23 protein-coding genes and 1 riboswitch are annotated in these 26,359 nt (G+C 47.6%); of the genes, 19 read left to right on the top strand and 4 right to left on the bottom strand.

Annotated elements, in window-relative coordinates:
* The first annotated feature begins 146 nt into the window (after positions 1-146).
* The 3 genes from NST83_RS13115 to NST83_RS13105 all read left to right on the top strand — a co-directional run bounded on the left by NST83_RS13115 (position 147) and on the right by NST83_RS13105 (position 3,416).
* A complete protein-coding gene (locus NST83_RS13115) occupies positions 147-1,610 on the top strand; it encodes an ABC transporter substrate-binding protein/permease (protein WP_137063276.1) in 1,464 nt (487 codons plus the stop codon).
* Complete coding sequence (locus NST83_RS13110; protein ID WP_134914763.1) at positions 1,597-2,319, top strand: amino acid ABC transporter ATP-binding protein; 723 nt, start codon at positions 1,597-1,599, stop codon at positions 2,317-2,319. Before NST83_RS13115 ends, NST83_RS13110 begins: the two co-directional genes overlap by 14 nt.
* A gap of 248 nt (positions 2,320-2,567) precedes the next feature.
* Positions 2,568-2,740, top strand: a riboswitch (cyclic di-AMP (ydaO/yuaA leader).
* Between the two features lie 7 nt (positions 2,741-2,747).
* Positions 2,748-3,416 carry a 3D domain-containing protein gene (locus tag NST83_RS13105; protein ID WP_342414535.1) on the top strand — a complete coding sequence of 223 codons (669 nt, stop codon included), beginning with the start codon at positions 2,748-2,750 and terminating at the stop codon, positions 3,414-3,416.
* Between the two features lie 175 nt (positions 3,417-3,591).
* Here NST83_RS13105 and NST83_RS13100 read toward each other — a convergent pair whose 3' ends face one another.
* Complete coding sequence (locus NST83_RS13100; RefSeq protein ID WP_342414534.1) at positions 3,592-4,398, bottom strand: polysaccharide deacetylase family protein; 807 nt, start codon at positions 4,396-4,398, stop codon at positions 3,592-3,594.
* Between the two features lie 305 nt (positions 4,399-4,703).
* Here NST83_RS13100 and NST83_RS13095 point away from each other — a divergent pair, with 305 nt between their 5' ends.
* The 7 genes from NST83_RS13095 to mobB all read left to right on the top strand — a co-directional run bounded on the left by NST83_RS13095 (position 4,704) and on the right by mobB (position 10,365).
* Entirely contained in the window at positions 4,704-5,726 is a 1,023-nt protein-coding gene (locus NST83_RS13095; protein WP_137063273.1) for an NADH:flavin oxidoreductase/NADH oxidase, read from the top strand.
* Positions 5,727-5,834: 108 nt separating this feature from the next.
* A complete protein-coding gene (locus NST83_RS13090; protein WP_137063272.1) occupies positions 5,835-6,503 on the top strand; it encodes a PspA/IM30 family protein in 669 nt (222 codons plus the stop codon).
* Positions 6,504-6,631: 128 nt separating this feature from the next.
* Positions 6,632-7,039, top strand: a complete 408-nt coding sequence (locus NST83_RS13085) for a DUF350 domain-containing protein (RefSeq protein ID WP_137063271.1) — start codon at positions 6,632-6,634, stop codon at positions 7,037-7,039.
* A 26-nt stretch (positions 7,040-7,065) separates the two neighbouring features.
* On the top strand, positions 7,066-7,572 hold the full coding sequence (locus NST83_RS13080; protein ID WP_010348250.1) for a DUF4178 domain-containing protein: 507 nt from the start codon (positions 7,066-7,068) through the stop codon (positions 7,570-7,572).
* Between the two features lie 13 nt (positions 7,573-7,585).
* Entirely contained in the window at positions 7,586-8,344 is a 759-nt protein-coding gene (locus tag NST83_RS13075; protein WP_137063269.1) for a DUF4247 domain-containing protein, read from the top strand.
* A gap of 198 nt (positions 8,345-8,542) precedes the next feature.
* Positions 8,543-9,820 carry a gephyrin-like molybdotransferase Glp gene (gene glp / locus NST83_RS13070; protein WP_342414533.1) on the top strand — a complete coding sequence of 426 codons (1,278 nt, stop codon included), beginning with the start codon at positions 8,543-8,545 and terminating at the stop codon, positions 9,818-9,820.
* A complete protein-coding gene (mobB, locus tag NST83_RS13065; RefSeq protein ID WP_342414532.1) occupies positions 9,817-10,365 on the top strand; it encodes a molybdopterin-guanine dinucleotide biosynthesis protein B in 549 nt (182 codons plus the stop codon). Before glp ends, mobB begins: the two co-directional genes overlap by 4 nt.
* A 4-nt stretch (positions 10,366-10,369) precedes the next feature.
* Here mobB and xerS read toward each other — a convergent pair whose 3' ends face one another.
* The gene (xerS, locus tag NST83_RS13060; RefSeq protein WP_342414531.1) at positions 10,370-11,470 is read right to left on the bottom strand and encodes a tyrosine recombinase XerS; all 1,101 of its coding nucleotides are present in this window, start codon (positions 11,468-11,470) and stop codon (positions 10,370-10,372) included.
* Between the two features lie 130 nt (positions 11,471-11,600).
* On the opposite strand from xerS, the gene NST83_RS13055 reads away from it, so the two are divergent.
* From NST83_RS13055 to NST83_RS13020, 8 genes are all read left to right on the top strand, one after another.
* Positions 11,601-12,110 carry a GNAT family N-acetyltransferase gene (locus NST83_RS13055; protein WP_342414530.1) on the top strand — a complete coding sequence of 170 codons (510 nt, stop codon included), beginning with the start codon at positions 11,601-11,603 and terminating at the stop codon, positions 12,108-12,110.
* A 258-nt stretch (positions 12,111-12,368) separates the two neighbouring features.
* Positions 12,369-13,523 (top strand): ABC transporter substrate-binding protein, encoded by a 1,155-nt coding sequence (locus NST83_RS13050; protein WP_342414529.1) that lies wholly within the window; start codon positions 12,369-12,371, stop codon positions 13,521-13,523.
* A complete protein-coding gene (locus NST83_RS13045) occupies positions 13,412-14,014 on the top strand; it encodes an ABC transporter substrate-binding protein (protein ID WP_342417948.1) in 603 nt (200 codons plus the stop codon). The genes NST83_RS13050 and NST83_RS13045 overlap by 112 nt, the downstream gene beginning before the upstream one ends.
* A gap of 51 nt (positions 14,015-14,065) precedes the next feature.
* Positions 14,066-14,992: an ABC transporter permease gene (locus tag NST83_RS13040; protein ID WP_342414528.1), complete on the top strand. Its 927-nt coding sequence runs from the start codon at positions 14,066-14,068 to the stop codon at positions 14,990-14,992.
* A gap of 31 nt (positions 14,993-15,023) precedes the next feature.
* Entirely contained in the window at positions 15,024-15,920 is an 897-nt protein-coding gene (locus tag NST83_RS13035; RefSeq protein WP_342414527.1) for an ABC transporter permease, read from the top strand.
* Between the two features lie 45 nt (positions 15,921-15,965).
* Positions 15,966-18,098, top strand: coding sequence for an ABC transporter ATP-binding protein (locus NST83_RS13030; RefSeq protein ID WP_342414526.1), 2,133 nt, complete (start codon positions 15,966-15,968; stop codon positions 18,096-18,098).
* A gap of 110 nt (positions 18,099-18,208) precedes the next feature.
* Positions 18,209-19,381, top strand: a complete 1,173-nt coding sequence (locus NST83_RS13025) for a M20 family metallopeptidase (protein ID WP_342414525.1) — start codon at positions 18,209-18,211, stop codon at positions 19,379-19,381.
* A 482-nt stretch (positions 19,382-19,863) separates the two neighbouring features.
* Positions 19,864-22,938, top strand: a complete 3,075-nt coding sequence (locus NST83_RS13020) for a X2-like carbohydrate binding domain-containing protein (protein WP_342414524.1) — start codon at positions 19,864-19,866, stop codon at positions 22,936-22,938.
* A gap of 496 nt (positions 22,939-23,434) precedes the next feature.
* Here the strand turns inward: NST83_RS13020 and NST83_RS13015 are convergent, their stop codons facing one another.
* Positions 23,435-24,352 (bottom strand): AEC family transporter, encoded by a 918-nt coding sequence (locus NST83_RS13015; RefSeq protein ID WP_137063259.1) that lies wholly within the window; start codon positions 24,350-24,352, stop codon positions 23,435-23,437.
* A gap of 181 nt (positions 24,353-24,533) precedes the next feature.
* Between NST83_RS13015 and NST83_RS13010 the strand changes: the two genes are divergently transcribed.
* Positions 24,534-25,322, top strand: coding sequence for an SDR family oxidoreductase (locus NST83_RS13010; RefSeq protein WP_342414523.1), 789 nt, complete (start codon positions 24,534-24,536; stop codon positions 25,320-25,322).
* Between the two features lie 102 nt (positions 25,323-25,424).
* On the opposite strand, the gene NST83_RS13005 is transcribed toward NST83_RS13010, so the two are convergent.
* A complete protein-coding gene (locus tag NST83_RS13005; protein ID WP_137063257.1) occupies positions 25,425-26,153 on the bottom strand; it encodes a DsbA family oxidoreductase in 729 nt (242 codons plus the stop codon).
* Positions 26,154-26,359 lie beyond the last annotated feature (206 nt).

Genomic DNA, 26,359 nt, shown 5'->3' with positions numbered 1-26,359 from the left:
TAAAAACTCCTTTGTATAAGCTGTAATGTGGGTACTACGTTAGAAATGCTGAATTTGTAATATAACACTCATTGCATAATCATGCATATTCATTTATAATGACACAATCTTATTTATTATAAAGAATTTAAGGAGAGAAAAAAAGATTGAAAAAGGCATATCGTTTTACCGCCCTGATTTTGACGGCGGTTATCTTGCTGTTGGCTGGTCTTCCGATGCTTACTGCATACGGGACGGAAGCGAAGACACAGCCAAAACTTGTACTCGGCATGAGTGCCGATTTTCCGCCATATGAGTTTCATAAAGTAATTAACGGTAAGGATACCATTGTTGGCTTTGATGTTGATATCGCCAATGAAATTGCCAAGGATCTGGGTGCAGAGCTGGTCATTGAGGACATGAGCTTTGACTCGTTGCTGCCTGCTCTGCAAAGTGGCCGCGTAGACTTGGTTCTGTCAGGTATGACACCGACGGATGAACGCAAAAAGAGTATTGATTTTTCGGATGTGTACTACCACTCCAAGCAAGTCATCATGGTACGCCCGGAGGATAAGGACAAATATTCGACGATGGCTGCTTTGAAAGGCGAGAAGATCGGAGCACAAAAGGGGAGTATCCAAGAGGAAATTGCTCAGAAAGTGCCCAATGCCTCAGTAACTTCACTGGATAAAATCTCCGACCTGGTGCTCCAGCTTCGGACCCAACGTGTGAATGCTGTAGTGATTGAAGACACTGTCGCTAAAGGATACACATTGGATGGCACTGTAACACTCGCCAAGGCGGTGCCTGAGGATGAGGGAGCAGAAACAGCTGTAGGTATTCGTAAAGGAAATGCTGAACTGCTGGCATCTGTAAATAAAACGTTGGCTCGTCTGAAAGCAGACGGGTCTATTGAAAAGTTTTCCACGGAAGCGAGTGCGCTCTCTGCGGATCGACAGGTTTCATCCAACAACATCGTGGATATATTTTGGAAATATCGCAGCTTTTACGCTACGGGTATCGGCTACACGTTGTTGTTGTCTGCGCTCGGGGTACTGTTCGGATTTATCATTGGTCTGATCATCTCTCTGCTGCGGATGAGTGGTGTACGTATCATTGAATGGTTGGGTACAGCCTACGTAGAGGTACTTCGTGGTACACCTATGCTGGTACAGCTTATGATCATCCATTATGGAGTTGCTTTGACGCTGGGCGTCAATTTTACGCCACTTCAGTCCGGTATTATTACGTTATCTCTGAATAGCTCGGCATATCTGGCTGAAATTTTCCGTGCAGGTATCCAGGCAGTGGACCGTGGTCAGATGGAAGCGGCCCGTTCACTCGGTATGGGACGAGGCAAAGCTATGCGTCACGTCATTTTACCGCAAGCGTTCAAGTCTGTACTGCCTGCGATCGGCAATGAGTTTATTACGATTATTAAAGAGTCCTCCATCATTTCTACCATCGGTATGGTGGATATTATGTATCAGGCCCAAGTCATTAAGAACATCACCTACGAAGGATTAAGTCCGTTCGTCATCGCGGCTGCTATTTATTTTGTAATGACATTCAGCTTGTCGAAGCTGTTGGGTTTATGGGAAAGGAAGTTGAGAGCCAGTGATCACCGTTAAACAACTGCGTAAATCGTTCGGCAAAAATGAAATTTTAAAAGGCATTGATATAGATATTGCAAAAGGCGAGGTTGTTGTCGTCATTGGCCCGAGTGGTTCGGGGAAAAGTACATTTTTACGTTGTATGAATCTGCTGGAGCAGCCGACCGATGGGGAGATTTTGTTTGAGGGCGAGCCGATTACAGCCCGTGGTCATAATATTAATGCGACTCGTGAGAAAATGGGGATGGTGTTCCAGCATTTCAATCTGTTCCCGCACAAAACGGTGCTGCAAAATCTGACGCTTGCGCCAACTCAGGTTAGAGGCCAGTCAGCAAAGGAAGCGGAGAAAATTGCGCTGGAGCTGCTGCGTACCGTTGGGCTTGAAGACAAAAAGGACACCTATCCCAATCAGCTTTCCGGCGGACAGAAGCAGCGGATTGCGATTGCACGCGCCTTGGCGATGCAGCCGCATGTGATGCTCTTCGATGAGCCGACTTCTGCTTTGGACCCTGAAATGGTCGGGGAGGTGCTGGACGTGATGAAGAAGCTGGCTGAGGGTGGCATGACGATGGTCATCGTGACACATGAAATGGGCTTTGCCCGCGAGGTAGGAGACCGCATTATCTTTATGGATAACGGTCAAATTGTGGAGCAAGGTACACCGGAGCAGGTTTTTGGCACTCCAAGCCATGATCGTACCCGGGATTTTCTTGCCAAGGTTTTGTAAGAAATGAGCTTGTAAAGGCTATGAAGCAAGCCCTCCGCGGTGGAAGTTTGACGGGAGGGCTTTTTTCTTTTTTTGTCATCCTCGTTCAGATTTTTGTAACTGATTTCGATTTCATGATGACAAAATTGTAACAGATGTAGTATGATATTCGGGGTTCCCAACATTTTCATGCAGATAAGGTTACAAAATTGTGATATTATGCAGTGAGCCAAAACTTACCGGGGCAGCAGACAGCTACATTTAGACGCTGAATGCGGGACCCAAAACCATGGGAAGTGCGGGGGACGTAACAACGGCAGTAACTTCTGATCCGTCTTCATACGAATGGATGGAAGGTGCCTAGGGGTGAATTGCACAAGCATAGGGCTTCTCCTGAGTCCGAATCCGACAGCTAACTTCGCAGGCATAACAGAGGAGGTACATATCTTTTGAAACATCTTAAACGTATTGGAAAAACAATGAAATTTGCGGTGCTGGCAGCAGCCATTGCAGGATTGGCGCAGACAGCCGGGGTAGCCGACGCCGCTTCGCTTCATACCGCCAAGGAAGGTGATACCTTCTTTTTACTTGCTCAACGTTACGGGGTATCTGTAGAGAATCTGCAAAAGGAGAACCCAGATCTTGCTGCCAGCAATATATATGCAGGAGTACAAATTAAGGTGCCGGACGAGAACAAGGTAAAGGCTGCTTCGGATTCAAAGCCTCAGCTTCTTTCAGATAAAGCGCCGGCAGGTGACGGTCAACAAGTTGAAGCATGGGGCAAAACATTTAACTACAGCAAAGTAGTTGACGTGAAGGCTACAGCGTATTCCGCAGCAACCAGTGAAAATGGAAAATGGGGAGCGGTGGATTATTTCGGAAATCCGCTTAAGCTTGGTACGATTGCGGTTGACCCAAACGTAATTCCGTTGGGTACGAAAGTGTTGGTTACAGGCTATTCCCACCCGGGTTTGCCGGATCATTCTTTTGTAGCCGTAGCACGCGATAAGGGTAGCGCCATTACGGGGAAACGGATAGATATTTTCATTCCAGGCAGCCCATCTTTTGTGAGTGACTTTGGTTTTCAGAATGTGAAGCTGTACGTCATTGATAAATAGGCTGTATAAGCAAATGAATTAAGTTTACATAATATATATTATGTAAACTATAATCTGTGATCTATAATCAAATAACTTAATCGCAGGTTCAGGATTCATATATGGGTTTTGTCGATTAAAAAAGGGCTGTCTTGACGAGCAGAATGCATCTGCTGGTAAGACAGCCCTTTTAATGTTATTTCCGCTCCGAGGTATGAAGTAGCCGTGGAACCGTGACAAATTTGTAGCCCTTGGCTTTCAGCGACTGAATGAGACCCGGCAGGGATTGAACAGTGCCTTTCAGATTGGAACTTTGACCTCCACCTGCATGCATTAAAATGATGGAGCCTGGTCCGGTAGCCGGGATCACATTACGCTGAATTTGTGTTTTACTGAGTCCCTTCCAATCGAGGGAGTCTACGTTCCAATTCACAATCATGTAGCCGTGACGACGCGCCCACTGGATCTGAGGCTCCGTAATTTCACCATAGGGTGGGCGGATCAGCTTGGGGCGAAAGCCAACGGTGGCCTCCAAAATATGTTCTGTTTTCTTAATCTGGTTGCGAAAGCGTTCCGGTGAAGCTTTCCTAAAATCCGGATGAGTATAGGAATGGTTGCCTAAGGCATGGCCTTCACGTACGATACGGCGAATCATGCCAGGGTGTTTTTCCGCACGGTGACCGACGATAAAGAAGGTTGCTTTAATCCCATTCGCTTGCAAAATGTCCAGAACCTGCGGCGTATACCGGGAATCGGGCACGTCATCAAAAGTCAGGGCAATTTGCTGAGTATGCGGACCGCACATTTTGAAAATATCCGCATGTTTTTTTCGAAGCATGGCTAATGTGGGAGTGGCTCGTTCTCTGCTCTTATGTGCTGAAGAAACAACAGCCGCTTCCTTGGGATGGGGCGTTCCGATATCGGGAGGCGCATCCGCGTGAACGGGAAAACTCGAAAATGCTAGTAACAGTGCCATGATTGGCAATAATCCCCTGTACGGCATATGTATCCCCCCTTTCCGTGCAGTGGTACCTTCTGTTGCTTTCATTTATTATGCACCTGACATATTGAAATTATGCTGCTAAACAGGTTAGACTATTGAGTGATTGAGTGGAAATGCCCTGTGGCAACGGATGTAAGTGAAGATCACGAAGCTAAAGGCACATATTCTATTAATCCTGACCGAAAACAGCAGCATTTTCGCAACTTTTAGCCTTTTAATGGATTCGGTATCCAGTGATAGCTGGTGTATAATGGGGTTGCAATTCATATTGTACAGAGATGGAATTAAAGGAAGGATGGATAAAAGTGACCGACTTGTTTACTCCTTATCAATTAAAGGGACTTTCTTTAAAAAATCGGATTGTAATGCCCCCGATGTGCCAATATAGTGTGGAGGCCAAAGATGGAAAGCCAAATGATTGGCATCATGTCCATTACGTTAGTCGGGCAGTAGGTGGTACCGGACTGATTATTGTGGAAATGACGGGGGTCCACCCGGATGGACGCATTACAGATCATGATCTGGGCATTTGGAGTGACGAGCATATTCCTGCATACCGTAAAATAGTGGAGGAAGTCCACAAATACGGTGCCAAAATCGGAATTCAATTAGGTCATGCCGGACGCAAGGCTGAAGATGCTGACTTGCCTGTTGCACCGTCTTCGATTGCTTTTAGCGAACGTTTCAAGGAGCCGCATGCTTTGACGACAGCCGAAGCCAGGGAGCTGGTACAGGCGTATAAGGAAGGCGCGCGCCGCGCGGTGGAAGCTGGTTTTGATACAGTAGAAATCCATGGCGCTCACGGTTATTTGATCCATCAATTTCATTCCCCTTTAACGAACACTAGAGAAGATGAATATGGACAGGATCTATCGCTGTTCGGTGTTGAAGTGATTCAGGCTGTTAAAGAGGTGCTTCCGCCTGATATGCCTGTGATGATGCGGATATCCGCCAAAGAGTATGTTGAAAACGGATATAATGTGGAATACATAGCGGGCATAGGGGAACGATATCGTGATGCAGGTGTGGATATTTTTCACATCTCCTCTGGTGGCGAGGGGCCAATTGGTTCTAATGGCGGTCCATCTGCGCGTGCGGGTTATCAGGTGGATTTGGCACGTGATATACGTGAAAAGCTGAATGTGCCTGTAATTGCTGTTGGTCTGCTGGACGATTATGAGGATGCCCGGCGGGTGATTCAGCAAAAAGAAGCCGATCTGGTAGCGATAGGACGCGCCATGCTGCGCGATCCGTATTGGGCGCTGCATGCATCGCGGGAGCTAAAAGTACAAGCGGATATCCCGGAGCCTTACCTGCGTGGTTTTTAGAATGCACTTTTATTTGGATCATATTTTTTGAAACTCAATTTGCAAAGCTTGCGTAAACATGTGTACAGAGCTTAAAATTTAAGCATTCAACACTAGGAGGAACTTCACATGTCTATTTTCAAACGTTTAAGAGATCTTACGATGTCCAATATCAACTCCATTATTGACAAGGCCGAAGATCCAGTTAAAATGACGGATCAATACATTCGTGATATGCAAGAAGACCTGGAGGATGCAGAGAAGGCAGTAGCCGCTCAGATTGCTATTGAGAAGAGATTCAAACAGCAATACGAAGAGCAGGCTGCTTTGGTGAAAAAACGTGAGGAGCAGGCCCATACGGCAGCAAAAGCACAAAACGTGGATCTGGCTCGCCGTGCGTTGGAAGAAAAGAAATCTGCTGAGCAAAAAATGACCGAGTTCAAGGCAGGCTACGAGCAGAACAAAGCCGCAGCCGATAACCTGCGCGGTAAGCTGGATGAAATGCGCAGACAGCTGACAGAAATGAAGAACAAGCGTGAAACACTGGTTGCCCGTTATAATGCAGCTAAAGCGCAAACGGAAATTAACAAAGCGATGAACGGTTTTAGCTCTGATACGGCAACTGCCGGGCTGAAGCGTATGGAAGAAAAAATGCTGCAAGCGGAAGCGCGTGCTGAAGCAAGCAACGAAATGTCCTCTAAGGAAAGATCGTTGGATGAGGAATTCAAGGAGCTTGATAAGAAAAGCGCTGTGGACGAAGAGCTTGCCGCTTTGTTGAAGCAATACGACAATAAATAAGGTTATAAGCATGGGCGCCTGCGTGGCTGCTAAGGAAGCGAAGGGGAACCGTTTTCTCCTTCGCTTTTCCCTGCCCGGAGGCGTAAATCAATAAATGAAGGTCAAGAAGATGTGGAGGATGGTATGAAATGCATTTTTTGGAAACGATGAAAGCGATGCTTGTATGGACTGGCGCGGGTGCCGTTTTGTTGTTCGTATTGATGTACATTGATTCTTTATTTACGAAGTATAAGGATTTTGCAGAAGTGAAAGCGGGTAATATGGCTGTAACGGTCCGGTTAATTATGAAGCTGTTTGCACAGGGGTATATTTTGTCAAGCTCCATTGCTACAGCTAACAATTTGCTGGAGGCGCTTGTGTATTCGGTGATCGCCTTTGTCATTCTTTTTGTTTTGGAAGTTGTCGTACGTCTGTTGCTTCGGTACTGGGCACAGCTTGATCTGGATAAAGGCACGCAGGAAGGCAAAATTGGCTTTGGTCTGTTTTCAGGTACGCTGCATCTGGTCGGCGCTTTGATCATTGCGGCATGTTTCTAGGCTAAAGAAGGGCAGGGGGAAACATTATGGGTGTATGGAAACGAATTTCGAATCTGTTTGCCAAGCCGGAGCCGCCAAAAGCTGAAAAGAGTATGCTTCATTTAAACCCCGGCGATATCTGTGAAGTGTCGCTTGTCACATATGAAGTGGTAGGCCGAGTACATAACCGCGCTCGGAATGCCGTTGTTCTAACGCTTCAGGATGGTAATCAAGTCAGCTACCTTCACATTGAGGAACGGGAAACGTTGCAATTTGGACTGTATCAGGCGATTGACGGCAGGCTGGACAATCCGGAGGAAGTGCCAACGATTCTGGAACTGGATGACACAACATATCATTTGGAAGAGCAGTATTTTGGGCATGTTACGGTTATGGGCCGTGCTCCTTTTCGACAGGGTGGAGAGCAGCATGTTTGGCAGTATCAGTCGGATGATTACCATCTGCTGCGTGTAGAGTGGCAGGACGGCCGCTTTATGCTATATGAAGGAGAAGAAGTAATTACCGGAGACGTCAAGGTTATTCGGGCAAGCTAGGAGAGGGTGACACATGGGCAAACGCACCTGCCAGTATGCATTAAAGGTCATTGTGGCGCTGAGCTTGTTCGTATCCGTGCTAAGCGGCTGCGGTGCGCCAAATGTGAAAGATACGTACCCGCTGGAATCGGTCAGTGGTAGCGGCAACTCGACCTCGTACGTGTACCGGGCCGCAGGCAAAACGGTTCCAGAAGTAGCGGAGGAACTGAAAGAACAGCGTGAGCCGGAACAAATCTCGCCTCAGAGCAATGAGCGGATGTTTCTGGTATACAGCGATGAATGGTATCATTTGCAGCAAGATCCAGCCAAGAAGGAAGACACATTAATTGAAATCGACAGCAAAAAGTATGTGGAGCAAAATTACAGTTCCAGCTTTCTAAAAGGATACTTAACGGCAACCGTACTGGATGCTCTGTTTGATTCGTTGCGCGGATCAGGCTCTTACCGGGGATATTCAAGCAGAGATGTATATCGGCCTTCTCAAGGCCAGTACCGTGCACCTACGGTGCAGGAGAAGAAAGCCATCCCACCAATTACGGTGGAGCGGAAGGGTTCCGTTACCCGTAGGGGTAAGGGGTCTGATTCCAGTGTTGGTTCCAGCGGAAGTCTGTTCGACAGAGGCTCCAGCAGCAGTTCACCGAGCAGGGGCTCGATTTCACGTGACCGGGGCAGCAGCGGCGGTTCCAGCATTTTTGATTCGCCGCGTAAATCTTATAGTAAGCCTAAAACACGCAGCGGTTCAGGTAAAATCAGCCGACGAAGTCGACGATGATGGGGTTATGATGTGTGTGTATTTACGAGCAAAATTAAAAAATCACATCTGCCAAAACAGCCCGGGAATGAGATCCCGGGCTGTTTTTTTTGCGGATAGAGACTTGCCGCTACCCAATAAACATGGCTCAGATTTGCCAGATAACGGTTTTAGCGTTATAAAAGAAAGAGGGCATTTTCATAAGAACGGAGTGAAGATATGAATCAGGCACAATTCAATTCGGACAAGTTTCAGCGCAAAGCGGTTCAGGTGGAAGAAGCGCAAAGCAGAATAGCTGCTCATGTTAAACAGGGAGAGCGGGAGGATGTAGGGCTGGAGCAGGCGCATGGACGTTATTTGGCGATGGATTTAACCGCACCACACCCGTATCCCCGCTTCCGTCGCTCCGGAATGGATGGATACGCCATCCTTGGTTCGGACACTGAAGTCTGTTCGTTCGGTCAGGAGATCTGGCTACGCGTGATTGACGAAATTCCATGCGGCACCGTATCGGACAAGCGGGTAGAGACGGGATTGGCAGCTCGTATTATGACAGGAGCGCAATTGCCTGAAGGGGCCGACACGGTTGTTATGCTGGAAGCAACACAGCTACGTGATGAAGATGGACAGGTATATGTCGGCTTGAAGAAGCGCATGGAAATCGGCAAAAATGTGACGGCAATCGGCCATGAGATCCATGAAGGTCAGCTTTTACTTAGTAAAGGAACCTGTCTGGGTGCAGGACACATCTCTGTGCTGGCTACCTTTGGTGTACATCGGGTACCTGTCTACAGGAAGCCACGAGTAGCTGTTTTTTCCACAGGTTCGGAATTGCTTGGCGTGGATGAGCCGTTGCAGCCGGGGAAAATTCGGAACAGCAATACATATATGCTGGCTTCACAAATCAGGGAGGCGGGAGGCGATCCGTTCATCCTGCAAGCCATTCATGATGACTTGGCTCTCGCCCGGGCTTCCGTACATGAAGCGATAGCTGCCTACGATATCGTCGTCACGAGTGGCGGAGTATCGGTGGGGGATTTTGATATTATGGGCGACCTGGTACGACAGGAGGGTGTGGATATGCTGTTCAACAAGGTCACCATGCGTCCAGGCAGTGTGACCACAGCCGCATTGATTGACGGCAAGCTACTAATAGCGCTTTCTGGCAATCCAGGTGCGTGCTTTGTAGGCTGTGAGTTGTTTGTGCGACCCACCATCCAAATGATGCTGTCTTCAGAGCAGCCGTATTTACAAACCTGGACGGCGCGGTTGGGAGCAGATTATACGAAGGTGAACAATTTTACCCGCTTTGTACGTAGCTCCTTGGAGATAAAGGGCGGGCAAGTATACGCGATTCCTGCGCGAGTGGATGAATCCAGTGTCATGGTGTCGATCAAGGACAGCGACTGTCTGATCGTGGTTCCTCCAACAACAGAGGGCTTGCGTGCAGGGGAAGAGGTGCGAGTGCTGGTGCTTCAAGGCGGTCAGGTGTCGTGAATACGATAAATCCGTATGTATGTCAGGTCGTCGGCTTCAAAAATACGGGCAAAACAACCTTCCTCGGAGGATTGATTGTTTATTTGCGAGAGTCTGGGCTACGCATTGCTGTGATCAAGCATGATGGACATGAGTTTGAGATGGATCATAAGGGAACAGATACGTACAAGCATCGACAAGCGGGAGCCGAAGGCGTAGCCATTGTTTCAGGTGGAAGAACAGCTATTTTAGAGGAGCATAGCCGGCCTGTCACCGGACTGATCCGGCATTTTCAGGCATACGACTGTGTGCTGTTGGAAGGCTTCAAGCAGGAGCATTATCCGAAGCTAGTCATGGTACGGGAACAATCGGATGCCCAGCTTACCACAGAGCTGACCAATGTACAGGGAGTAGCGGTTTGGGAGGATCATACGGGCTGGGCACAGAGCCATTTTTCGGATCAAACGATGCAGATATTTCCTGCCGATGCCAACGGACCGGCAGGCCGCTGGTTACTTGGACAGATTCAGAAGCAAAGAGAAGGAGTTCGGAATGAGCAGGACTGAGACATTAATCGGCTGAGTCGGCTTGAGTATCCACCCGCCGTTCAATCGCTTGGGACATGGTCTTGTCGGTCAGATGGGCATAAACTTCTGTCGTTTCTGTGGAGGCGTGACCGAGCTGTTCCTTCGTTTTGTAGATATCGTTTTGCAAATAGTAGTCGGTGGCAAAGGAATGACGGAGCTTGTGAACGGTCAGGTAAGGCTTGCCGAACCGTTTGGCATACTTGATAATCATCGCCTGAATCGCTCTTTTGGTCATTCGTTTGCCTTCTGTACTACCGTTGGGACGTGCGACGAAGAGCGCTTTTTCCTTTTTGGGTGCGCGATAACGAGTATGCCGCAGAGACAAATAGAGTGCCAGATCATCTTTGGACTGCTCGCGGAAATATACTGGCGTTTTAAAGGTCTCGTCGTTGTTGCCTTTACGATACACATATAGTAATTTATTGTTTACATCCAGATCGTCCAGATTCAGATTGACGATTTCAGATACGCGCAGGCCCGAATTTAGAATCAGACTGGCGATACAGGCGTCACGTTCCTTGTTCAGCTCATAGGAGTACAGTGCCTGCTTGTTACCGGCCAAATCTTGTCCATAGCCTTCATAAATGTAGCCGATAAATTCAAGCAGCTCTTCCTCCTCCAGTATTTTTCCTTTGAGCTTGGCCGCCGTGTCCTTGGGTTTATGTATGCGCTTGATTTCGACCTTGGCCATAATGTTGCGCTTGAGTAAAGGATAAAAGTTTTCATCCTCAGCGATCTGGCTCAAATAATGAAAGAGGGAACGCAGGGACGAAAGCTTGCGTGAAATCGTAATACGGGAATTGGAGGCTTCACGCTTAGTCGATAGAAACAAACGATAGCCTGTAATACTATCCATATGGAGCGTCTCCAATTCTTCCAGTGTAACTTGGGCGTTCGTCTCTCCTACAGATAAGCCTTCCGAGCGAAGCCATGCAAAAAAAGCTTCATAATCCCGCACATATTCCAGCAATGTGGAAGGGGACAGGTCAGGTAGCTTGTAATCCATAAATTGCTGCACGTACCATGGCAATCCTGGCATTTTTTCATCCAGTTTGCGCCGGTCGATGATCTTTTGTATATTCATTGGGCTCCACCTCGTCCGGTCATAATATATGTATTTTAGCATATTTTGAACAGCACCGGATGGAATGTAATATAAGATGGAATGCGAATCGAAGTAAAGAACGAACTAATCCGTCAAGAGAGGTGAAAATATGGGGTATGACATCCAGTCGGAGTTGAAGCTGTCCATAAAAAGTGTACCAGAGTCGCAGAAGGGCATTATTGTGCAGCTCATGCAATTTTATTTATATGATTTTACAGCCTATCTTCGAATTGATGTTACTGAAAACGGCACTTTCCCGGCCTACCCGGACTTATATCAATACTGGACAAGCGGTGAACAGAAGTTACCTTTTCTAATCTGGAGGCAGGATGTTCCCGTAGGTTTTGCGTTGGTTGACCGAATGTCCAGCAATCGGGAGGCTGACTACTACATGGCTGAGTTCTTTGTGCTTCGTCCTTATCGGCATAATGGGGTCGGTACTTGGGCGGTTCATGAGCTGTTTGGACGTTTTGCCGGGCGTTGGAAGGTAACGCAGATGAGCACAAACAGGCCAGCGCAGTCCTTTTGGCGTAAGGTGATTGGCAGTTATACAGATGGGGATTACAGGGAGCAGACTCATCCGGTACGAGGGAATATAAGTCAGTTTTTCAATACCTGAAAAATTCAACACTGTGATTAGCAACGAAAAAGAGCCGGGGAGAGCATTTCTGTCGGCTCTTTTTTGCGTTGTCAATTTAAGTCTTCTATCTATCTATAGATCATTCCAATTAGAACTTGCATTGACACTATAAAAACACGGGTATACAGTTATTTGTACAATTCATATATATCTGATTGGAATTATCAACAATTTAACATCGGCTCTAAAATGCAATGTATTCATAACATTACCCATAAGATTGGAGAGTGCTTTCAAGTGAAACGAACAAGTCGATATGCAAAAATGTTAGCTCTAACTCTGTCGCTGGTGCTGGTATTGTCGGCATGCTCAGATAATGGTGGAGCCAATTCTACGAATACGGGAGCAAATGCAGCGGGAGGCGGGCAAGCCGCAGAAGGTGGAGACCTGACCTATGCACTGGCTACATCGCCGGATTCACTGGACCCGCATAGGAGTGGCTTGGCGGTAGCATCCCGGGTGTATCGGGGGATATTCGATAACTTGGTGGTAAAGCTGCCGGACAATACGATTAAGCCTTGGCTTGCGACCGAATGGAGCGTTTCCGAGGATGGAAAAAGCTATACGTTCAAGCTGCGCAAGGACGTCAAGTTCCATGACGGAACTCCATTTAATGCGGAAGCAGTTAAATTCAGCTATGACAGAATTATTGATCCGCAAGCTGTAGTTGGCAATGCCGCTAACCTGCTGGCCCCGTATGAATCCTCACAAGTATTAGACGAATACACAATTAAGCTGAATCTGAAACGACCATCTCAGGCATTTTTGAGCAATTTAACGATCCCGGCAGTAGCTATTGTTTCTCCTGCAGGAATCAAGAAATATGGAGATCAATTCGGCAAGCATCCAGTGGGCACAGGCCCGTTCAAGTTTGTAAAATGGGACGAAAATGCAGAAATAAAAATTGAGCGTAACTCGGATTACAAATGGGCACCGGAAACCATTGAGAACAAGGGAGCACCGTATTTAGATAGCGTAACCTTTAAAATCGTGCCGGAGGAAGCGACCCGGATCGGTAGTGTGCAGAGTGGGCAGGCCTTGGCCGCAGAAACAGTTCCTCCACAAAACATTTTAACGCTGAAGAGTGACCCTAATTTTCAATTGTTGCAGGTCAATACCCTAGGCTTACCGTACACGCTGTTCATTAACCAGAAGAAGGCGCCATGGAATGAATTGAAGGCCAGACAGGCGTTGCAATATGGAATTGATGTGGGAACGATTGTCAAAACCCTTTACCTGGGCACACCTACGAGCAGGCTTGGTCATCGCTTACTCCGGGCATTTTCGCATATGATAAATCACTGGAAAACGGCTTACAGCCGGATGCTAACAAAGCCAATCAGCTTCTGGATGAGCTGGGCTGGGTCAAAGGTGCGGATGGTTTTCGAGTGAAGGATGGAAAACGTCTGACGCTGCATTATGTAGATGGCACGCCGAATCGTGAAAAGCGCAACGATATTGCAGCCATTATTCAGCAGCAGTTGAAGAAAATCGGTGTTGATGTGAAGATTGAAATTACCAAGGATGTTGCAACGGTTGTATATACGAACGGAAACTATGATTTCTACGGGAATAGTCAGGTCAATGTGGACCCGAACGCGTTATATGCTTTTTACCACACAGCGGCTCCGAATCAGCGGCCTACGCTGCCTAACTTATCTAATCCAGAGGTCGACAAGCTGCTGGAGCAGGGGGCGATTGAAAAGGAGGATGCCAAGCGGGAGGGGATTTACAAAAAGGTACAACAATTGATCCGTGATCAAGCCGTTATCATTCCGATTTATGTATTCCCTTATACCGTTGGAGCTGCCAAGTCCGTACAAGGTCTTAAATTTGATTTAGTGGGTTATCCGCTGTTTAACGATGTGCGCATTCAAAAATAGTATGGCTAAATTGTCTCTGGCAAGCCATTCAGACGGAAAGGAGTGTGCTTCATGATCAGGGCTGTTGCAGAACGACTGGTTACCTCTTTCCTGGTGATTGTGGGTTCTTGTATTCTGGTGTTCAGCATTTTGTATCTGCTTCCGGGGGACCCGGTGGATTCTATTCTGGACCCTTCGACGGCCACGCCAGAAATGATCGCCAATTTGCGTCATCAGCTAGGAGTGGATCAGCCTTTTCATATGCAATTTTTAAATTATTTTGGAAAGCTGCTGCAAGGCGATTTTGGAAAATCACTGCTCAATGCTGATCCGGTGCTGCCTAAGATATGGGTTAATCTCCCGCCTACATTGGCGTTGACGCTTGCTGGTTCTGCCATTTCGGTTATCATCGGTGTTTTGCTTGGAGTGCTGTCGGCCATTCATCGGAATAAGCCAATTGATATCGTCGCGCGAATCGTCGGACTGTTCGGCATTTCCATGCCCACATTCTGGTCAGGAATTCTGCTGTTGCTGATTTTCTCCATTCATTTGGGATGGCTGCCTGCAATGGGCTCGAACGGTTGGAAAACACTTGTGCTTCCTGCTTTCACTTTGGGCATTGTCGGTGCAGGGTTCATTGTCAGAATGGTACGCAACAGTATGCTGGAGGTCATAAATGAGCAGTTCATCGTTACGCTCCGTTCCAAAGGCTTATCGGAGAAGGTCATTATGTATCGCCATGCACTGCGTAATGCGTTGATTCCAGCGATAACGATGATCGGGATGCTGATGGGAGAAATGCTGGCCGGAGCAGTTGTGAGCGAGACGGTATTTTCGCGACAAGGTATTGGACGTTTAATTGCGGATGCGATTATGGCTAAGGATTTACCAGTTGTGCAGGGAGTTGTGTTGTTCTCTGCCATCATGTACGTGATCGTAAATCTATTGGTGGATATATCTTATACATTTATTGATCCAAGGGTTAGACGCTCGGCGTAAGTCGTCAGGAATCAGGGAGGAGGAAGAACAGTTGAGAGAAACAATGGCGGCCAAAACAGTCTGGAAGGAAAGAAAGCAGCGGGTAGCTCGGAAAACCGGAAGATTGCGGTTTGGGGGAGTGTCGGATGGGTTTGTATATGCGGCAGGATTGATTATCGTGTTCGTGATCGCCTGTGCAGCGTTTCCGCAATGGGTTGCTTCCTATGAGCCAACAGAAATGTTAAGCGACCAGATTTTACAGAGTCCAAGCGCTGCTCACTGGTTCGGAACCGACTATTTTGGACGGGATGTATTCAGTTTGGTTGTTCATGGAAGTAGGGATTCCCTGTTTATCGGCTTTATGTCGGTGCTCGTCGGTGGTCTGGCTGGTGGAATTATAGGAGCACTGTCAGGCTACATCGGTGGCATCGTGGACACAGTGCTGATGCGATTAATTGATATTTTGATGACCATTCCCGGTATTCTGCTGGCTTTGGCGATTGCGGCAGCTCTAGGACCGAGCTTGTTTAATATCGTACTGGCAGTAGCCATATCTGCTATTCCGGGTTATGCAAGGGTGATGCGGGGACAGATTATGAGCATAAAAGGACGTTCTTACGTTACAGCTTCACGCTCCATCGGAGTTAAACCTTTTGGTATCTTTTGGAGACATGTGCTTCCTAATTCCCTGTCCCCTCTGCTCGTAATGGCGACGCTTGGAATCGGTAGTGCTATTTTGGCCGGATCGGGATTAAGCTTTCTGGGGCTTGGCACGGTAAAGGAAATTCCGGATTGGGGAACGGTATTGTCTCAGGGACGCGGGTATTTGACAGTGGCTTGGTGGATATGCACCTTTCCGGGTCTAGCCATTACGTTGTTCGTGCTGTCGGTCAATATTTTGGGCGACAGGCTCAGAGATGAGCTGGACCCGAAAAAGAACGCAAACTAGCATCAGGCAGCCTATTCGTTAGTGCTACAGAAGGAGGGAGTTCGTTTGTCATCATTGCTGGAGATTGAACATTTGTCGGTCGATTTTCACACTAAAAAAGGTTTGCTGCAAGCACTCGACAACGTATCGCTGACGATCGGGGCGGGGGAAACGGTCTGCCTCGTTGGTGAATCTGGTAGCGGAAAAACGATTACCTCCAAGGCGATTATGCGGCTGATCGATTATGAGAACGGACGAATTGCCCAAGGGCAAATATGGTTGAAGGGCATAGATTTGACCGTTTTATCGCAGCAGGAATTACGTTCACTTCGCGGCAAAAAGATGGCGATGGTATTTCAGGAGCCGATGGCGGCGTTTGATCCGGTGTACACTATTGGATATCAGCTGCTGGAAATCATTATGGAGCATGATCGGAAGGAACGGAAGCAAGCGTGGGCTCATGCGGTTCATTTGCTAAACAGAGTAGGGATTCCCGAGCCGGAAATCCGTATGAAGCAGTACCCCGGAGAGCTGTCTGGCGGGATGCTGCAACGGGCGATGATTGCGATGGCGCTGTCATGTGGCCCTGAGCTGCTGATTGCGGATGAACCGACGACGGCGCTGGATGTAACGATTCAATCCCAAATTTTGCAGTTGCTTCAGGAATTAAAGGCGGAATTCAACATGTCGATTCTGTTGATTACGCATGATTTGGGTATTGCGGCGGAGGTTGCGGATCGAATTGTTGTAATGTATGCCGGGCGAGTCGTGGAGCAGGCCGCAACGGAAGAGCTGTTCGAGCTACCGTTGCACCCGTACACAAGAGGTTTGCTTAGTTCGGTGGCAACGCTGGATACAGATCGAAGCAGCAAGCTGTTTTCGATCCCGGGGGCCATCCCCAGCCTGAGTGCGTTGCCGTCTGGCTGCTTGTTTCACCCGCGTTGCCCGCATGCGACGGATCAATGCAAAAACGAAGCGCCTCCGTTAGCTACCGAGGATGGACGAGAGGTAGCCTGCTGGCATTCGAAGCAGTTGGCTGCGTACGGTGATTGGCGTATTTCAGAGCTATCGGTGGAAGGGCGAGTCCCGGCAGATGCTGTTGAAGAAGCGGCAGAAGTAAAGAAAGAAGTGACGTACGTATCTGCTGTTGATGGGATCATGGTGAACGGTGATGGCTTACAGGTAAAGGAATCTGTAATATCCAATGTAACTGTCACGGACACCGGGCAGAACAAGCAGGATTTGTTTCGGGTGGATGGACTTCGCAAGTATTATCCGGTGAAAAGAAGCTTTCCCGGTCGGGCAGGTGCTTCCATCCGGGCGGTGGATGATGTATCATTTTCAATCCGGCAGGGTGAAACCTTTGGACTGGTCGGTGAATCTGGCAGCGGTAAATCTACCTTAGGCCGTCTTCTGATGCAGTTGGAACGCCCAACCTCAGGGCAGGTATGGTTTCAGGATCGGGAGCTGACAAAGTTAGGGAATTCCGAATTGCGAGCTGCACGCCGTGATATGCAGATGATTTTTCAAGACCCTTACGGATCACTTGATCCGCGTTGGAATGTGGGGGACATTATCGGTGAACCGCTCGCGGTTCATGAAGGGCTGAGTGGCAAGGCCAAACGGGAACGGGTTGAGGAACTGCTAAGTTCAGTCGGATTGTCTCCTTCGCTGATCACGCGGTTTCCGCATGAATTTTCGGGAGGGCAGCGCCAGCGGATCGGGATTGCCCGTGCAATTGCGCTGCAACCGCAGTTTATTTTGGCGGATGAGGCAGTGTCGGCTTTGGATGTTTCCGTTCAGGCGCAAATTGTCAATCTGCTTCAGGATTTACAGCGTAAGCTGGATACGACCTATTTGTTTATCGCGCACGGGTTGCACATCGTTCGGCATATATCGGACCGGATTGGGGTCATGTACTTGGGTAAGCTCGTAGAAATTGCGCCAAGCGAGGAGCTTTTCCGGCATCCGGCACATCCCTATACCCGAGGGCTTGTTGCTTCCATCCCCAATCCGAATCCGAAAAACCGACGGGGACAGATTACGGTACAAGGTGAGATTCCTTCGCCTGCGAAGCCGCCGTCCGGCTGTCGTTTTCATACCCGCTGTCCACTGGCGACCTCGCGTTGCCGTGAGGAAGCACCGGAACTGACAGCGATTGGCACAGGACATTATGCCGCTTGTCACTACCCTGCCTAAATCAAAGATATATCTTCTTTGACTTGATATCGGCAGGATAGAAGATTCTCCAGTAAATTCATGGTAAGATAAGGATAAAGTATATAAATTCAATAAGAAAAGAGGGTATTATGCTAGAGAAATGGGTCCAGGAATTAAAAGATGGTGAGCAAGAGCTGATTGCGTGGAGAAGACATCTGCATCAGCATCCCGAGCTTTCTTTTGAAGAAACGAATACGTCTGCATTTATAGCCGATCAATTGCGCTCTTTTGGTATTGAGATAAGAACGAATGTGGGTGGAAACGGTGTGCTCGGATTTTTAGATGGCGGCCAGCCGGGTAGAACGATTGCGTTTCGCGCTGACTTTGATGCGCTTCCTATTCAGGATGAAAAGGATGCGCCCTATAAATCCGCGGTTCCTGGTGTTATGCATGCTTGCGGACATGATGGTCATACGGCTGCGCTGCTTGGAGTGGCACGTGTATTAAGCAATAACCGGAAGGCACTGAAGGGCAAGCTTGTGTTTATTTTTCAACATGCTGAAGAAAAGCCACCCGGCGGAGCCAAGTTTATGATTGAGGATGGCTGTCTGGATGGAGTGGAGGCGGTATACGGTATTCACCTCGCTTCTGAAATTCCACTTGGTAAAATTGGATTAAAGAGCGGGCCTGCCATGGCGGCTGTCGATGCATTTACGATTCAGATCAATGGCAAAGGCGGGCATGGCGCGCGACCGCATCAGACGGTAGACTCTATTGTCATCGGTAGCCAAATTGTGAATGGACTACAGCAGGTGGTCAGCCGCAGGGTGGACCCTATTGAATCAGCGGTACTAACCATTGGTGTTTTCCAGGCGGGAACCGCCTTCAATGTCATTGCGGATAAGGCTAAAATTGAAGGGACGGTGCGTACGTTTAATAAAGAAGTGCGCAAGGAAGTCGAGAATGAAATTCGCAGTATCGTCAAGGGGTTGACTGAGGCTTATCATGCAGGATATGAAATTGACTATCTGAATGGCTATCCTTCTCTGGTGAATGCTGAAGCCGAAACCGAACGTGTACGCGAGCTTGTCTGCAGGCTGTATGGAGCAGACGCGTTTCTGGATTTGAAGCCGGTCATGGGAGCAGAGGATTTTGCTTATTATTTGGAGCAACGGCCCGGAGCCTTCATTCATGTGGGGGCGCGTAATGAGGATGAACGAACACATTATGCTCACCACCATCCTCATTTTGATTTTGATGAGCGTGCATTGCTTGTGTCAGGCCACATATTTTTGGCGCTGGCGCTTCAATATTTGCAATAATAAAGGATATATTTAATGCTTATCGACGGCATTCACGTAAACTGGAACCGCGCATAGCGCGGTTTTTTGGCGTATATTAAAGCTTTTGACAGATATTAAAGAATGAGATATTAAATGATTATTTCGATATATGAAAAATTCATAATAGTATACATAAAAGGTATCAACGGCAAGCGAAGGATCAGGTCCACACAGTAAGCTGCGAAGCAAGTAATGATTTTAACATAATCTTGATTTTTTACACAAGGAAATGTGAAAAGGATGACGAATCTATTGAGCGAGACAAAATGGAAGCGCTTTATAAAATGTAATTCCTGTTGTATTTCAATTATAACAACTGGAGGTGAGGCCGAGAGAAGCTTTTATCAGACTATGTTGGTTGTTGGAAAGACAATGATTAGGAACGAATCTGGAATCGACTGAGTTCTTTCATTTGGAAAATATTTGTATATTCGAAAAAATAGTGAAGGAGGTTGAATTCATTGACTAAGGCAAAAGGCAGGTTTAGGATCGCGTGTTTGGCGCTTGTGGTAGCGGGCGCTTCCTGGACAGGGTTGATAACGCCGTCACATGCTGCCGCTCCAAGTGATGAGTACACCTGGAAGAGTGTGGTCACGGGTGGCGGTGGCGGTTTTGTGCCAGGTATCATTTTTAATGAGAAGGAAAAAAATCTGATCTATGCCCGTACGGATATCGGAGGTGCTTACCGCTGGAATCCTGCTGACGAGAGCTGGATTCCGTTGACGGATTCTGTGGGTTGGGAAGATTGGAACAAAAATGGCGTAGATGCGTTGGCGACCGATCCTGTTGATCCGAATCGTGTATATATAGCTACAGGTACGTATACCAATTCCTGGGACAAGCAAAATGGGCAGATTATGCGGTCGACCGACAGGGGCAATACGTGGCAGACAACGAAGCTTCCTTTTAAGGTGGGAGGCAATATGCCAGGACGCTCGATGGGTGAACGTCTGACGATTGATCCCAATAAGAACAATATTTTGTTCTTCGGGGCACGGAGCGGCAATGGATTATGGAAAAGCTCGGATTATGGGGCAACCTGGAGCAAGGTGAGCAGCTTCCCGAATCCAGGCACGTATGTACAGGACCCTTCCAATGAGTACACCAGTGATATCGTCGGTTTAGCCTGGATTACGTTTGACAAAAAGACGGGCTCTGCCAGTAAAGCAACACAGACGATCTATGTAGGTGTTGCGGATAAAAAGCAAAGTGTCTATCGCAGTACAGATGGGGGGACGACCTGGTCCGCTGTAGCAGGACAACCAACGGGCTATTTGTCGCATCATGGGGTGTTATCGTCAGATGGTAATTTGTACATCTCGTATAGCGATGGAGCAGGTCCATATGACGGGACAAAGGGTGATGTGTGGAAATTGAATACAGCCAGCGGTCAATGGACCAATATAAGTCCTGTTGCCAGTAGCAGCACGGACAATTATTTTGGATATGGTGGACTGACAGTAGATGCGCAGAAACCGGGTACTCTGATGGTGGCTACGCTGAATTCCTGGTGGCCGGATGCAACGATTTATCGCAGCACCGACAGCGGGGCAACCTGGAGCCCTATTTGGGAATTCGATGGTTATCCAACTCGCAAGCTGAAATATAATTTGGATATAACAGCTGCACCTTGGCTGACTTTCAATACCAACCCTGCTCCGCCGGAAGTATCGCCTAAGCTGGGCTGGATGATCGGGGATCTGGAGATTGATCCATTTAATTCAGACCATATGTTATACGGCACAGGAGCTACGATTTACGGCTCCAAAAATGTGACGAACTGGGACAAGGGTGGTAAGCTGGACATTTCGGTAGCAGCTAAGGGGGTAGAGGAAACGGCGATTTTGGATCTTGTAAGCCCTCCAACCGGTGCACCTTTGGTGAGCGCATTAGGGGATGTCTCCGGTTTCAGACATGACGATCTGTTCAAGGCTCCCGCTAAAATGCTGGATAATCCCACTTTTACAAGCAGTGAAAGTATCGATTATGCTGAACTGAATCCAGCCTTTATGGCGCGGGTAGGCAAAGCCGATTACCAAAAGGATCCGAATGCCAAATCCATCGGCTTCTCCAATGATGGCGGAGCAAACTGGTATAAAGCGAACAGCGAACCTTCCGGCACAGTAGGAGGGGGAAGCATAGCTGTTGCGGCAGATGGTAATGGCTTGCTTTGGAGCACCTCGGACAAAGGTGTATATTACTCCAAAACAGGCGGCAACTCATGGACCGCAAGTACAGGTATTCCAGCGAACGCGAAGATTGCCTCGGATCGGGTGAATTCTAACAAATACTATGCGTTCGCCAACGGAAAAATATATGTCAGCACCAATGGAGGCGTATCGTTCACAGCTTCCGCGGTATCAGGCTTACCAACGGAAGGTAATGCCGATATTGATGCAGTACGTGGAGCAGAAGGGGATGTATGGTTCGCTGGAGGCTCTGAGGATGGAGGGCCATACGGCTTGTGGCATTCCAAGGATTCCGGCGTTACGTTCAGCAAGTTCGCTAATGTGCAGGAGGCAGACTTTGTAGGCTTTGGTAAAGCAGCACAGAATCGTACCAATGCAACTGTATTCATCGTTGGTAAAATCGACGGTACACGCGGATTTTACCGTTCGGACGATGCTGGCGCAAACTGGGTACGCATTAATGACGACAAGCATCAATATGCACGGGTGACGACCATTATCGGTGACCCCCGAGTTTATGGGCGTGCTTATCTGGGAACAAATGGCCGCGGTATTCTGGTGGCAGATCGAGTGGGAGGTGATCAACCATCTGCAGGTGATTCTAGCATTACGCCGACGACTGCAACCTATGGACAGGATAACGCAAATACCGATATTTCCGTCAAGCTTACACTGAACGGTAATACGTTAGACGCCATCCAGCAGGGCAGCGTGGTACTGAAAAAAGGTGAAGATTATACGCTCGATGGCGAAACGGTTACCTTCTCCAATAAGTATTTGTCTAAACTCCCTAAAGGAGACACAGCGTTAATGTTTCATTTTAATGCAGGTAGCGATGTGCTGTTCACGGTGACAGTAAAGGAAAATATACCAAGCGAGCCGGGAACAGAACAGGGTGTTCTCAAGGTACAGACCTTCAATGGGAATGTATCCGAAACAAGTAATACGATCAGCTCCAAGTTTAAAATTACGAATACAGGAACCTCATCCGTTTCCCTTGCGAATGTGACGCTACGTTATTATTACACTATAAATGGGGAGAAGTCCCAAAATTTCTTCGCAGATTGGTCAAGCGTTGGTCCTGAGAATGTGATTGCCAGCTTCAAAACACTGTCCAATCCAAAACCGGGAGCAGATTCTTATGTGGAAATGGGCTTTAAGCCAGGGGCGGGTTCTTTAAATCCCGGTCAAAGTGTGGAGCTACAAACGAGGGTATCCAAAACGGACTGGAGCAATTACACCCAAACCGATGATTATTCCTTTGACGCCACAGCAACCAGTTTAAAAGATTCCACTAGGGTAACTGCTTACTTGTCTGGAAGCAAGCAATGGGGAATAGAGCCGTAAATCCTGATAAGGTAAGCGAAATCCGAACGAAAAGGGGACTATTGCTAAAATGGCTAACTGCTTTGCAGCATTTAGCATAAGAATAATCCTAAAGCCAGCCACTCCTGATGAGCGAGCTGGCTTTATTTTTGTTGGCCTTGTTGACGCTTAGTCGATTTTTCGGGAACAGACCAAACGACAAATGAAAATAGAAATCGATAAAGCTCCAATAACACACCTATATAAATATTCACTATATGAAAAATTCAAAATAGATAAAAAAATCCTTTCTCGCATACGATCTGCACAAAACACACATACCACTTGAATCAGGAAAAAGGCAAATTATCCCGAACGTATGTTCTTTTCTTAGAGAAAAATGCTCTTGTCCTCAGACAAAAGCGGTTCTATATAAGTCGAACACGAAAAAATGAACGTTAAAAACGGAGTAGGCGGAATAGTGCTGTACAAGCGAAGTGGTGGCGATGGGAAGCACTATTCGGCTTGTATAATCCAATCAAACAAGGTACCGGGATGCTGAAATCAACAGCGTCATCGTAATGACATTCACAATGGTTGAGAGCAGTACCGTTTGAGCTGCGAAATCGGGTTCATTTTTATATTCCTCGGCTAAAATACTTGTATTAACACCGGTAGGCATACCAGAGGCAATCAGCAGGGCTTGAGCTGGAATCCCTTTAAGCCCGAGCAGGAGTACGAGTAGAAAACCGACCGCAGGACCGGCAATCAGACGCAGCACCATACTGATATACACGGCTGTACGCCGCAGACGAAAGGGATATTGCACAATTTGCGCTCCCAAGGTAAGCAGAGCAACGGCAACCATTGACTGGCTGATATAATTCAATGGCTCTGCCAGTAAATTGGGCAATGGACTGTGTAACAGATTTAGCAGCAAGCCCAGCACGAGGGCATAAGGAACCGGCATTTTCAAAAAATTAATCAGAATTTTTCGAGTGTCGGCCTTACCGTTCTGTACAACAAAGGTACCGTATGTAAAGGTGACAAAGCTTTGAAAGGTCATAATCAGTGCTTGAACGGACGTAGCCAGCGGATCACCTTTGAATACTAACTGATTGATCGGCAGACCGTAATTCCCCGAATTATCAAGCATGACACTGTTTGTAAAAGCTCCCCGCATTCCGGGACTGTATTTTAGAGATCTGGCAACAGTCGTACTGATGACGTACAGAATGGCTATGTACAAGGCATAAAAAAGAGAAACCTCACCCATAAGCAATAACGAAATTTCCGAATTATACAGTCCGGTAAACACAACCGCAGGGGTAATATAGTAAAAATTGATCTTAGCTAAAGTATACAAATCCAGTCGAAAATAATATTGCATGATACAACCAAAACCGATGAGTACAAAAATAGGTAAAACCACGTCCAAAAGAATGGTGCCGAACATATCTGGTTCATCTTCTTTCTATTGTGCGATTTCTTAAAAATGCATGTGCATTGTCCATTATACTGTGGAAATAGGTTGGACGTATAATGAAATTTTATATAACCCAAGAGAGGCCACTCGCATTACGTGCTGGTCATGTGTACAATTACATTGAGAACACAGAGAAAAGGGAGTGGCGTAGATGGATTTAGGATTAACGGGAAAAGCTGCCTTTGTTGCAGGCTCCAGCAAAGGACTTGGCAAGGCAAGCGCACGGGAGCTGGCACGTGAAGGTGCGAATGTCGTGATTTCGGGACGTGACGAAGCGGAGCTTCAACATACACAGGCTGAACTCCAGGAAACGGCCAGCGGGCGCGTCGAATATGTGGTTTGCGATGTAACGAAACCTGAACAAATTTCCGAAGCTATCCGTCGTACAGCAGATTTGTTCGGCACCGTCGATATTTTAGTTAACAATGCGGGCGGGCCTCCTGCGGGAACCTTTGATGATTTTACGGATGAAGTTTGGCTGCAAGCCTTTGAGCAAAATTTGCTTAGTCATATCCGGTTAATTCGTGAAGCTCTACCATATATGAAAAAACAACAAAGCGGCCGAATTTTAAATATTGCATCCTCGTCGGTTAAGCAGCCGATTCCGGGTCTTATTATCTCGAATACACTACGTACGGGTGTCGCTGGATTGGCGAAAACACTGTCTCTGGAATTAGCTCCTTACAATATCCTGGTACATACCGTAGCGCCGGGAAGAATCGCAACCGATCGTGTGCGAAGCTTGGACGAGCATCGGGCCGAGAAGACCGGGCAAACTTTAGATCAGGTTCGTAAACAAGCAGAAGAGGGGATTCCGTTGGGACGATATGGGGAGCCGGAAGAGTTCGGGAGAGTGGTTGCTTTTTTGGCATCTGAAGCCTCGTCCTATTTGACAGGCAGCACCATTCTTGTTGATGGCGGGATGATCAAATCGTTGTAACCAATATTAAAATAAGCGTGCCAGCATCATAATGAAACAGATGTCAGCACGCCTTTTTAGGAGGGTTAGTTAAGAAGCTGTGAATCGCTGTTCACTAACCGATCAGTTCTTGCGGCGTGGAAGCTCACAACCGTCGTCGGTGCATACACCACCTGTATCGTCTGCGGAGGAGCTTGCGCTTACCATCGTGAACGGAGAGCGTTCATCCCATGCTTTTTGCAGAGCATTATGGAATACCTCGTCCGGCTGAGCGCCCGAAACAGCAAATTTACGATCAAAAACAAAGAACGGCACACCCCGAACGCCCAACCCAGCACCCTCGGCTTCATCGGCTCTAACTTCATCCGTATAGTGATCACTGGCCAGCACAGCAGCGGCTTCGTCTCGATCCAGGCCAACCTCGGCAGCCAGCGCCGCCAGCACTTCAGGGTCACCTGTATGCTTGCCTTCTATGAACACAGCCTGGAATAAGCGCTCGCTCAGCTCCAGCATTTTGCCTTGTGTTTGAGCCCAAAGCGTTAAGCGGTGGGCATCCAGCGAGTTGGTTGGCACCATCGCATGAATATTGTACTCCAGACCCGCCGAGCGTGCATTTTCGTTCATACGATCATTCATAGCCTGAGCCTCTTGCAGACTGACGCCATATTTGGCCGACAGCTCTTCATTGATCGTTTTACCACTATCTTTTACAGCGTCCGGGTTCAGCTCAAAGCTCTTAAATGTCAATTTCACCTCATCATGGTGCGGGAATTGCTTCACTACTTGTTCCAAACGGCGTTTGCCGATATAACAGAACGGACACATATAATCAGACCAAACTTCGATATTCATAAGGAAAAGCCTCCATGTATACGCATTTTATCGAGTAACCGGGAGTAAGCAAGCTCACGTTTAGAATGTCAAAGGTGAAACTTGACCAGTTACAATAAGAATTATAAGGCCAAAACCTGCTATATGCAAATATTTATGCTTGTCAAAAAATAAATGCTGTGATATTTTATATGTGTAACCGGTTACACAGGAGTTGAAATTACACA

Origin of the sequence: Paenibacillus sp. FSL R10-2782, from assembly GCF_038592985.1 — a bacterium.
Lineage (GTDB): Bacteria > Bacillota > Bacilli > Paenibacillales > Paenibacillaceae > Paenibacillus > Paenibacillus terrae_C.
Note: the sequence above shows the minus strand (reverse complement) of the source record. Positions and strands in the feature narration are given on the sequence as shown.